This is a genomic window from Listeria valentina (assembly GCF_011800755.1).
Lineage (GTDB): Bacteria > Bacillota > Bacilli > Lactobacillales > Listeriaceae > Listeria > Listeria valentina.
In genome coordinates, this window is record NZ_JAATJW010000014.1 from 1 (window position 1) to 10581 (window position 10581).

General features: G+C 42.2%; 9 protein-coding genes. All 9 read right to left on the reverse strand.

Annotated elements, in window-relative coordinates; translation table 11 throughout:
* Positions 1 to 345 precede the first annotated feature (345 nt).
* The 9 genes from cysK to HCK02_RS05380 all read right to left on the reverse strand — a co-directional run bounded on the left by cysK (position 346) and on the right by HCK02_RS05380 (position 10574).
* Complete coding sequence (gene cysK / locus HCK02_RS05340) at positions 346 to 1269, reverse strand: cysteine synthase A (RefSeq protein ID WP_167629072.1); 924 nt, start codon at positions 1267 to 1269, stop codon at positions 346 to 348.
* 118 nt (positions 1270 to 1387) lie between these two features.
* Positions 1388 to 2272 (reverse strand): Hsp33 family molecular chaperone HslO, encoded by an 885-nt coding sequence (gene hslO / locus HCK02_RS05345; protein WP_167629073.1) that lies wholly within the window; start codon positions 2270 to 2272, stop codon positions 1388 to 1390.
* A gap of 15 nt (positions 2273 to 2287) precedes the next feature.
* On the reverse strand, positions 2288 to 3055 hold the full coding sequence (locus HCK02_RS05350; RefSeq protein ID WP_167629074.1) for a type III pantothenate kinase: 768 nt from the start codon (positions 3053 to 3055) through the stop codon (positions 2288 to 2290).
* Between the two features lie 118 nt (positions 3056 to 3173).
* The gene (ftsH, locus tag HCK02_RS05355) at positions 3174 to 5294 is read right to left on the reverse strand and encodes an ATP-dependent zinc metalloprotease FtsH (protein WP_246215532.1); all 2121 of its coding nucleotides are present in this window, start codon (positions 5292 to 5294) and stop codon (positions 3174 to 3176) included.
* Positions 5295 to 5604: 310 nt separating this feature from the next.
* The gene (hpt, locus tag HCK02_RS05360) at positions 5605 to 7545 is read right to left on the reverse strand and encodes a hypoxanthine phosphoribosyltransferase (RefSeq protein ID WP_167629075.1); all 1941 of its coding nucleotides are present in this window, start codon (positions 7543 to 7545) and stop codon (positions 5605 to 5607) included.
* Positions 7546 to 7617: 72 nt separating this feature from the next.
* On the reverse strand, positions 7618 to 8040 hold the full coding sequence (locus tag HCK02_RS05365) for a S1 domain-containing RNA-binding protein (protein WP_115753357.1): 423 nt from the start codon (positions 8038 to 8040) through the stop codon (positions 7618 to 7620).
* Positions 8041 to 8136: 96 nt separating this feature from the next.
* Entirely contained in the window at positions 8137 to 8523 is a 387-nt protein-coding gene (locus tag HCK02_RS05370) for an FtsB family cell division protein (RefSeq protein WP_167629076.1), read from the reverse strand.
* A gap of 151 nt (positions 8524 to 8674) precedes the next feature.
* Positions 8675 to 8956 carry an RNA-binding S4 domain-containing protein gene (locus HCK02_RS05375; RefSeq protein ID WP_281348871.1) on the reverse strand — a complete coding sequence of 94 codons (282 nt, stop codon included), beginning with the start codon at positions 8954 to 8956 and terminating at the stop codon, positions 8675 to 8677.
* Between the two features lie 28 nt (positions 8957 to 8984).
* Positions 8985 to 10574 (reverse strand): putative polysaccharide biosynthesis protein, encoded by a 1590-nt coding sequence (locus tag HCK02_RS05380; RefSeq protein WP_167629078.1) that lies wholly within the window; start codon positions 10572 to 10574, stop codon positions 8985 to 8987.
* Positions 10575 to 10581 lie beyond the last annotated feature (7 nt).

Sequence of the window (10581 nt, forward strand, 5' to 3'; positions counted from 1 at the left end):
GATTTTCATTCAAAAAAGGGAAAGAATGAAAGTTTTGCTTGTTGTTAGCTTATACATATATAATATCGTTCGAAGAATAAAATTTGCTTTGTATTTCATGAAAATTCACTAAGAAAAAGAAAAACATTTCCTCATTCAATCTTCTATACACATAAAAAACCGATGTGGAAAAAGGGAGTAAACCACATTGGTAAAAAGGGAGTTTTGGGATTTTCATTCAAAAAAGGGAAAGAATGAAAATTGCTTGTTGTTAGCTTATAAACATATAATACCTAACAAAAAAGTGTTCTTGCTGTGGAAATCATTAAAATTCACTAAGAAAATTATTTACTTTCTTTTATTTAGTCATTCAAAGTTGTAAAGGGGTGTGCTTAAATAGCGTTCGCCATTACTTGCGACAATAGCTAAAACTTTTTTCCCTTCGCCAAGTTCCTTCGCTAAATCAAGCGCCGCTTTAATCGTAGCTCCTGAGGAAATCCCAGCAAGGATTCCTTCTTGTTTAGCTACTTCGCGAGCTGTTTCAATCGCATCTTCACTTGAAACTTTTAGTATCTCATCATATACTTTCGTGTCTAGCGTATCTGGAACAAAACCTGCACCGATTCCTTGGATTTTGTGTGGAGAAGGTTCGCCACCACTTAAAACGGGCGACTCTTCCGGTTCAAGCGCATAAATTTTTACATCAGGATAGTTTTTCTTAAGTACATGACCCACGCCAGTAACAGTTCCGCCAGTTCCAACGCCTGCGATAAAGGCATCCAGTCCGTCTTTACCAAACGCTTCCACAATTTCTGGTCCCGTCGTTTCTTCATGAACTTTAGGATTAGCGGGATTATGGAATTGCTGCGGAATAAAGTAACCATTTTCTTTCGCTAGTTCATCAGCTTTGGCAATGGCACCTTTCATACCTTCAACTCCGGGTGTTAGCACAAGCTCAGCACCATAAGCTTGAAGCAATTTACGGCGTTCCAAACTCATCGTTTCGGGCATTACAAAAATCGCCTTATAACCCTTTGCAGCTGCAACCATCGCTAAACCAATCCCAGTATTTCCACTTGTCGGTTCAATGATTGTATCACCGGGCTTAATCACACCTTCTTTTTCCGCTTCTTCAAGCATTGCATTGGCAATTCGGTCTTTCACGCTACCACCAGGGTTTTGGAATTCTAGTTTGACATAAACATCAGCGCTGCCCGGCTCAGGCAAGCGATTTAGCTTCACAATTGGTGTTTGTCCAATTAAATCCGTAATCGAGTTCACAATTTTCATTTACCTCGCTCCTCACATTCATTTCTATTCTTACTTTATCTAATCCCGAGTATTCTTGTCAAATTTAAAGTTCCTCTAAAAAAGCTGCCCAGATAAACTGAGCAGCTTGTCAAAACCATTATTTAGCTTCTTGATAAATTTCTTCAAGATCACTTTCCGAAAACTCATAGTGCCGTCTACAGAAATGGCATTCCGTATCTGCACCGTGATCTTCTGTGATCATCGCGCGAATTTCATCTTTACCAAGCGACTGAATCGCTGTCCTAAAGCGATCTTTTGAGCAGTTACACTCAAACTTCACTGGTAATTTTTCAAGAATCTGCGCGTTTTCCTTCCCACCTGCTAGATGTGCGATGATGCTTTCCGGTGTTTCGCCGCTGTCAATCATGCGGGAAACAGTTGGACAGCTTGCCAAATTCCGTTCAATTTCTTCAATGATCGCTTCATCCGCACCCGGAAGTAGCTGAATCAAAAATCCACCAGCTGCACGAATACTCGTATCTGGGTTCACGAGCACGCCAACCCCAACCGAAGAATTCACTTGCTCCGAATTCGCCAGATAGTAAGTGAAATCCTCGCCGATTTCACCAGAAACAATCGGAACTTGTCCGGTAAAGTTTTCACCAAAACCAAGATCCTTCACAACAGAAAGCATCCCTTCCGTTCCAACCCCGCGCCTAACATCAAGCTTGCCATCACTATTCAATTCTTCAAAGTTAACATGCGGGTTCATCACATAACCACGAACCGTTCCTTCCGTGTCACCATCCGCAATAATCGTCCCAATCGGACCATTTCCTTCTACTTTCGTTGTAATCTTTTGGTTTTCCTTTTGCATCGCACCCAAAAATAAAGTCGAAGTCATCGTCCGACCAAGCGCAGCAGAAGCTACCGGCCAAGTATCGTGTCGCTCCTGCGCTTCACGAATCGTTTCCGTTGTCACCGCCGCATAAATTCGTACATATCCATTATAAGCCAAAGCTTTTACTAAATAATCACTCATGTATTTCTTGTCTCCTTAAGATTTATTTCGTTGATAAAGCAAGTTCAACCCTTTTAGTGTAAGGAAGGGATCGACCACATCAACTAGTTCCGACTTCTCGGTAATAAACCGCGCAAGCCCTCCAGTAGCAACTACCGTTGGCTTCGAATCCGTTTCTCGCATCATTTCTCGAATAATGCCCTCACACTGCCCGATGAAGCCATAAAAAATCCCAGCTTCCATCGCGCTGACCGTTGACTTACCAATCACATTTTCCGGTTCCGTGATATCGACCCGTGGCAACTTTGCCGTCTTCGTATAAAGCGCCTCCGTCGAAATCATAATCCCCGGTGCAATCACTCCGCCGCGATACATGCCTTTGTCATCAATATAGCAAAAAGTAGTTGCCGTTCCAAAATCCACAACAATCGCCGGTTTCCCGTATTCATGAATCGCTGCAACAGCATTCACGATTCGGTCTGCTCCCACTTCACGCGGATTATCCACTTTCAAATTGAGGCCCGTCTTGATTCCCGGTCCAACAACAAGCGGTTCAATCTCGAAATAGCGGCGACACATAGTCGTGATTGCATGCATGACGGGCGGCACAACCGAACAAATGGTTATCGCATTTACATCAGTTGGCTTAAGTCTTGCTTGCTGAAAGAAACCCAAAACAAGCATCCCAAGCTCATCCGCTGTTCTTGCCTTATCCGTCGCCATCCGAAATGTCTGCACAAGCTTATCTGACTGATAAATCCCAAGCGTACAATTTGTGTTCCCAACATCAATCACTAAAATCATGAATCGTCCTACTTTCTCCAGAGATCTCTCGTATCATATCACTAAGCCAATCCTGCTGTCGATTAATCTGTTTGGTTTAAAAAGGACTAAGCCGATTTCTCGACCTAGCCCTTCACATTTATTCGTTGTCTTTCTTGTTATCCTTATCATCATCCTCAGTTTGAGTTTGATCGGCATCCGAATTCGCTTCTTCCTGAATTTCCTTATCCTCTGCTTCGAATTTTTCAGTTGCTTCTTCGCGTTCAACTTTATCTTCCACGCTCGCATCCTGTTTTTCTTCCGCAAAAGATTTCGCGTCTTCAGTTTGCGTTTCCGCTTGTTCTTCCTTTTCAGAAGGATACTCATCTTGAGCTTCCTTATCAAGATCTGGAGGCATAACCCCGTCATCGAACAATGAACGAATTTGACGCGCATCAAGTGTTTCAACTTCAAGCAATGTTTCTGCGATCAGTTTATGTTGCGCTTGGTGTTCTAGAATAATATTTTTAGCACGGTCATAGCAATAACGAATAATGCTTTGAACTTCCGTGTCAATCTCATAAGCAATTTTATCTGAGAAGTCTTGCCCGTTTCCAAAATCGCGTCCCATAAAGACTTGTCCGTTTCCAGAAGTGAACTGAAGCGGGCCAATCTTATCACTCATACCCCATTCAGTAACCATCCGGCGAGCAATCTCAGTTGCCCGTTCAAAGTCATTACTTGCACCAGTCGTTACTTCGCCAAATGTAATCTCTTCGGCAACGCGACCACCAAGTAATCCAGTAATCCGGTCAAGCAATTCTGGTTTGCTCATCAAGAAGCGATCTTCTTTTGGAAGCATAACGGCATAACCGCCAGCTTGTCCACGTGGAACAATCGTAACCTTATGAACCGTTTCCGCTTCATCTAGCACCATCCCAACGATTGTATGCCCACTTTCGTGATAAGCCACAACGCGTCGTTCTTTTGGTGAGATCACGCGGTTTTTCTTCGCTGGTCCGGCAATTACCCGGTCAGTTGCTTCATCAATATCACTCATATCAACTTGCTTCTTATCTGCCCGAGCAGCCACAAGCGCGGCTTCGTTCAGTAAGTTTTCAAGATCGGCACCCGAGAACCCTGGAGTTCGCTGTGCGATAGCTTTCAAATCAACGCTTTTCGCAAGTGGTTTGTTTCTTGCGTGAACACGAAGTACTGCTTCACGTCCTTTAACATCTGGGCGATCAACCATAATTTGACGGTCAAAACGTCCTGGGCGAAGAAGAGCTGGGTCAAGTACATCTGCGCGGTTGGTTGCCGCGATGATGATAATTCCTTCGTTTCCACCAAAACCATCCATTTCAACAAGAAGTTGGTTTAAGGTTTGTTCACGTTCATCGTGACCGCCGCCCATACCAGCTCCACGCTGACGACCAACTGCATCAATTTCATCGATGAAAATGATACATGGCGCGTTTTTCTTCGCATTTTCAAATAAATCACGGACACGGCTTGCACCGACACCGACAAACATTTCAACAAAATCAGAACCACTGATCGAGAAGAACGGTACGCCAGCTTCGCCTGCAACAGCACGAGCTAAGAGCGTTTTACCAGTTCCTGGAGGTCCAACAAGAAGTACCCCTTTTGGAATACGTGCCCCAAGGTCAGAAAACTTACGTGGATCCTTCAAGAATTCAACAACTTCAACAAGTTCTTGTTTTTCTTCATCTGCACCCGCTACATCTGTAAAACGGACTTTCTTCTTATCGTCATTGTAAAGTTTCGCTTTGCTTTTCCCAAAGCTCATCACTTTACCACCGCCACCGCCTTGCGATTGGCTCATTAAGAAGAAGAACAGAATGATGATAATCAAGAATGGAATAATGGAAGAGAAGAACGTTACCCAACCGCTATTTTGCTTAGCTGGCACTACTTCCATTTTAGTTTTATTGTCATCCGCAGCCGTTTGAACTTCTTTTAACAGTGAATCACTGTTAATGGCATACGTTGTGAAAGCTGTATCACTTTTATTTTGTCCTAAACCTGAAGATTTTTCTTTTGAACTATCAGAAGACTTAAAATCTCCCTCAATAGTATAAACGCTTCGATCGGGTTGAATCGTAAATGATTTGACATCCCCATCTTGTAGCTTCGTCATAAATTCGTTATAGCTGATATCTTTCGCAGCCTCTTTATTGGTATTAAAGGAAGCAACAATCCCGATAATCACGAGAAAAATTATGACATAAAATATCGCATTTCTAAAAAATCTGTTCATTCCTTACCTCCTCCCACGCAAGAGCCTGGACTAATCGTTTCAAAAGTTTTTCAAAGGAGCGGTTACTAGTACCTTTCCCTAGATTTTTCCGAAAAACACATCCGAGTTTGTAACCTCTTACGAAGATTCATGAATTAATATTTTTTAAACTTACAAATAAGTATGTTAACTGAAAAACTAAGACTAATCATAGCACAACGAATTCGCCTTGCCTACTATTTTGCACGGTTTTTTAGGCAATTTCTTTCACGTTAAAATCAGCCTTCTTTTCTATATTTTACCGAAAAAAGAAAGGAAAGTGAAATAGAAATCATTCTGCATAAATTTCTGGTTTTAAAATCCCAATATAAGGAAGATTACGGTATTTTTCTGCAAAATCCAAACCATAACCGACAACAAATTCATTTGGAACAATAAAGCCGACATAATCAGCATGAATATCAACATTCCGACCTTCTGGTTTATCAAGCAACGTCACAAGTTTAACTGATTTTGCTTTACGATATTTAAGCATCTCTACTAGATAGCTAAGCGTTCTACCGCTATCGACAATATCTTCTACCACCAAAACTTCTCTTCCTTCAACAGATGTATTTAAATCCTTGATGATTTTCACTTCTCCTGAAGAAACCATTCCATTCCCGTAACTGGAAACATCCATAAAATCCATCTCTAGATACGTATCTATTCGTTTCAGCAAATCTGTCATAAAAGGAGTCGCTCCCTTTAAAATACCAATCACAAGCGGATTTCGTCCTTCATATTCCGTTGTTAGCTCCACACCAAGTTCACGAATTTTTTCTTGAATTCTCTCTTCACTGATCAGTACTTTCTGAATATCGTCATGCATACTCATTTTTCCTCCTAAATTTTTGCGGTATCTAATAATATACTGTTTTTTTTCGCGACTCGGTTTTGTATCTTGATTTGATTTCTTGATGCCGGGAATCCATAAAATTCGTCCCGTAAAATCTGTCACAATCGGAATGCTGTCCCGCAAATGACGGGGAACTTTTTCCGTAATCAAAATTTCCTTTATCTTTTTGGTGCCGCCGCTTCCCTTGAGCTTCATTTTATCGCCAGAAAGGCGCGTTCGAACAATGAGCGGAAGCGTCACTTCATCTGCGTTTACGATGATGCCATCTAATCCTGATATCTCAACACTTGAACTTTTTTGCCGCATCTTGAGTTCCGAACCGTCACGCAAAACAATTCGATCTCCTGCTTCCATCTGATAATAAAATTCCTGATTTTTCTGCTCTACTGGGAAAAAGCCTTCAATCCGCTCATAAACCCGGCGAATCTCTAATCCCTTTGGCAAATTCAACTTTGCAGAAGGATTATCGCTTTCGACCAACTCTAAAACAGCTTGGACATTCCGCGCAGAAATCTCTTTCATTTCAGCGTTTTTATACAGATAATTTAATAGTAAATGAATTAAGCGACGTTGTAAAGGAAAGGCCGCACTTTTTATCCCGGAAATTTGAAGTTCCACTCCACTTGATTTTATTTCGCCATATTCCGCAAATTTTTGTTTTGCCAGTTCATCCAAAAAATCCATATCTTCTTGTAGTTCAGTCGAAAATCGAGCAAAATGTTCTGCCACACGTGGATTTTCTTTTTTCAAAAAAGGAAGCAGTTCCCGCCGGTAGCGGTTCCGCGTGTAAAACGGGCTGTCATTGGTTTCGTCCACAAAATAGTGCAGCCCCACCGCCTGTGCATAAGTCAAAATCGTTTCTTTTGTCTCTTCTAGAAACGGACGAATGAGCTTCCCAGAACTAAACGGGCGAATCGCTCTCATACCTGCATACCCGCTCCCAAAGCTCCCACGAACAAGCCGCATCAAAATCGTTTCTACTTGATCATCAGCGTGATGTGCAAGAACTAATTTATCAAAGCCTTGTTCTGCAACAATCGATTCAAAAAACGCATAACGCGCGTGACGCGCTGCTTCTTCAAAAGTCATCTTCATTTCCGCTTGAAGCTTTTTAATGTCGACTCGTTTGCTGTAAAACGGCACATGCTGTTCCTTCGCAAATTGTTCCAAGTATTCTTTTTCATCAATACTTTCCGCTCGGAGCGCGTGATCAAGGTGTGCAATACTCACATTTCCTTTATAGCGTTCAAGCAAAAAATGCAGCAACGCGAAAGAATCCGGTCCTCCGGAAACTGCCACAAGCAATTTCTCATCTGGCCGGATTAAATCATGCTTTAGAATAAAGTTTTCGATACGCCTTGAAAATTCATCCATTCTAAAAACCTTTCTTCCAAAATAAGGATGGGTAAAATGCCCATCCTTACCGTTTCGTTTATGAATATACGCTTAGCCTCGTCTTGCTCCTCGGCCGCCGCGTTTTGATTCCGTTTGGCGCTTGATAGTTGACAATCTTTCATCACTATCTTTCAAGAATTTAGCCATTATGTCTTCAAAATCTTCAGGCTGTTTGGACTGAGCAGCTGGCTTCTTGTTATACTTTGGCTTCCGGTCATAGTTACGTTCTGGACGCGGACGATCAACCGCTTTACGGATTGAAAGGCCAATCTTACCGTCATCTCCAACGTTCATAACTTTTACCGTCACTTCATCCCCAACCGATAAAATGTCATTAATATCTTTTACATAATTATCTGCGACTTCACTAATATGAACTAAACCGGTTTTTCCACCTTCCAGCTCAACAAACGCTCCAAAATTGGTAATCCCTGTAACTTTCCCTTGTACTTTGTTGCCTACTTCGATCGACATAAAAAAAAGCTTCCTCCTTAATTTTTCACTCTATACAGCCTAATTATAACGATTTAAAAAAACGTGTCAAACACCTGAATTTGTTCAAACAGGCGTTTACTCAGATTTTTCCTTTTTCTTTTCATTCGGAGTATTAAAGATGATTTCCCCTTCTTTCGATAAATAATACTCACTGCGAGCAAGTTTTGCGATGTAATCATCATCATGCAGCTTGCTAATTTCACCTTTCAACTGTTTTTCCTCCAGCTTAGCGTTTGCAAGTTTTTTCTCCACTTTCACTTTTTCAGCTTTTTTATCTTGTAAAAGCATTGTTTGCTTCGTATAAAGCACGAAGAGAGCAGAAAAAACAACAGCAACGGCAACAAGAAGCACAGCCAGTCTTCTGGCTAGGGCAACACGGCGTCTATTTCTAGCTTTATTAAACGTTTCTTTATCTTTAATATAGCGATTTTGCATACGCGTAACCGTCTTCTTCTCGTTCATGCCCTGCACCTCCATAAGCCTTCAGCTGAAACCTAATCAGATTGAAAGGATTCTTATAAAGATAATATCAATAAATTCACAATTTGTCCATCGTCATCTAATCGAATCCAACACCTTTTTTTGATTTTTTTCACAAGAAAAAACGGCCACATTAGCGACCGCTTTCTCCATTTTCTTGACCATTTCGTACTTCACTTACAATTTTATACATTTCTGTCGCAGCTTCTTTACGCGCATTTTCCTCTAAGCGCTCTACAACAGCCGTCACCGTCTTAGGTCCAAAACGAATGACAAGTTCATCGCCAGGTTTTACATTGGTTCCTGGTTTTGCGACAGTTCCATTGATCATAATCCGACCTTTTTCTGCCACTTCCTTTGCGACAGTTCGCCGTTTAATCAGTCTTGAAACCTTCAAAAATTTATCCAAACGCATAACTTGAGCCATCTTCATTCCACCTTTATTATTTTTTAATCAATCTGCGACTCAGTCCATAAAGTTTCGATCCAAATGGCAGATAGACAAAATCTTGAGCTTCTAACAATCGGTATCGTAATGTAAATAATAGAAAAACAAATCCACCTAAAAGGCTTCCTCCAATCGCTTGAACCGCGCTACCCAAGCGAGATTCAAACGGAATGAAAAGCTCCCAGCAAACTGGGATGACGCACATGAATAGCAGTGCCAATCCAAGTTTTAGCAAAACATGCGGCGCTATGAAGTCGACCCGTAGATTTTGCTTTAAAGCATAGCCGCAAATAAGCAAAATTGCAAGAAGTCCGATTGATGTGGAAATTGCGGCGCCTAGGGTTGACCATTCGGGAACAAGCCATGAGTTGAAAAGGATCTTGATGGCAAGCCCCACGACAACGGCAACAGCGGGAACTGCAATCTTGCCAAAGCCCTGGAGGATGCTGCTCGTCATGATGATAAGCGAGCTGAGTAGCACAGCCGGGATGAACATTTGCAAGACGAAAGTCCCGTCGCTTGTTTCAAACAGCATCTGGTTGAGCGGCCGCATAATGATAATCAAGCCGACTGTTTCGGCACCCGAGAGAATCAAAGTGAGTTTTACGGCAAGCCTCACAGAGCGTTCCAATTGTCTCCGCTCGTTTTTCACTCGAGCCGCGGTAATCATCGGAACAAGCGCAAGCGCTAAGCCAGATGAGAGGACAAGCCCAAGTTGCAGGATTGGCTGACCACGATCGTAAATCCCTTTAAGCGATTTTGCAGTGAGTTCTGGGATGCCGCTTTCTGCCATCAAGCGGTAAACTTGGAAGGAATCTGCAAGCTGGAACAAAATGAGCATCGCGCTAACGGTACAAATGGCAAGGCTTTGTCGTAAGAATTCTCGGCCGATCCCCTTCTTTTCAGTTTTGCTCGGGAAAGCTCCCCAAATTTTGAGTCCTCCCTTTGAAAGTCGTTTCTTGTAAAAATAGCGCAATAAAAATACGGCAGCAAGTCCGCCAAATACGGCTCCGCTCATCGCAAAACTGGCGGTTTCTGACAGGCTTTTACCAAAGCGAAGCGCAAGCCACGAGCCAAGTAAAATGATCGACACGCGAATGATTTGTTCAACGGTCTGCGAAATGGCTGTCGGACGCATGTCTTCTTGTCCTTGAAAATAGCCTCGTAAAAAGGCAAGTTGTGGGGTGAGCAAGAAAACTAGACTGATGACTCGAATCGGGCTAGAAAGTTCGCTGTCTCCCATTAAACTCGCAAATAAACCGGCTCCAAGGAAAAGGATCCCAAATAAGCTATAGCAAAGCACTTTAAGTGTTCGATATATGGATTGCAAGATAATTCGCTGCTTGCGAAGGTCGTATTCTGCTTCGGCCATCATTTTCGATACCACAACTGGGAACCCACCTAAAGCGAGCGTCATCGCAATTCCATAAATCGGATAGACTTGTTGAAAAATATAAAAACCAACGTCGCCTACTAAATTTTGAAAGGGCACGCGGTAAATGGCACTTAAAATTTTAGAAACAAGCGAGGCGAGGGTTAACAGTAAAGCGCCATGCATTAAATTTTTAATTGAGCGTTCTGTCATGATTCGC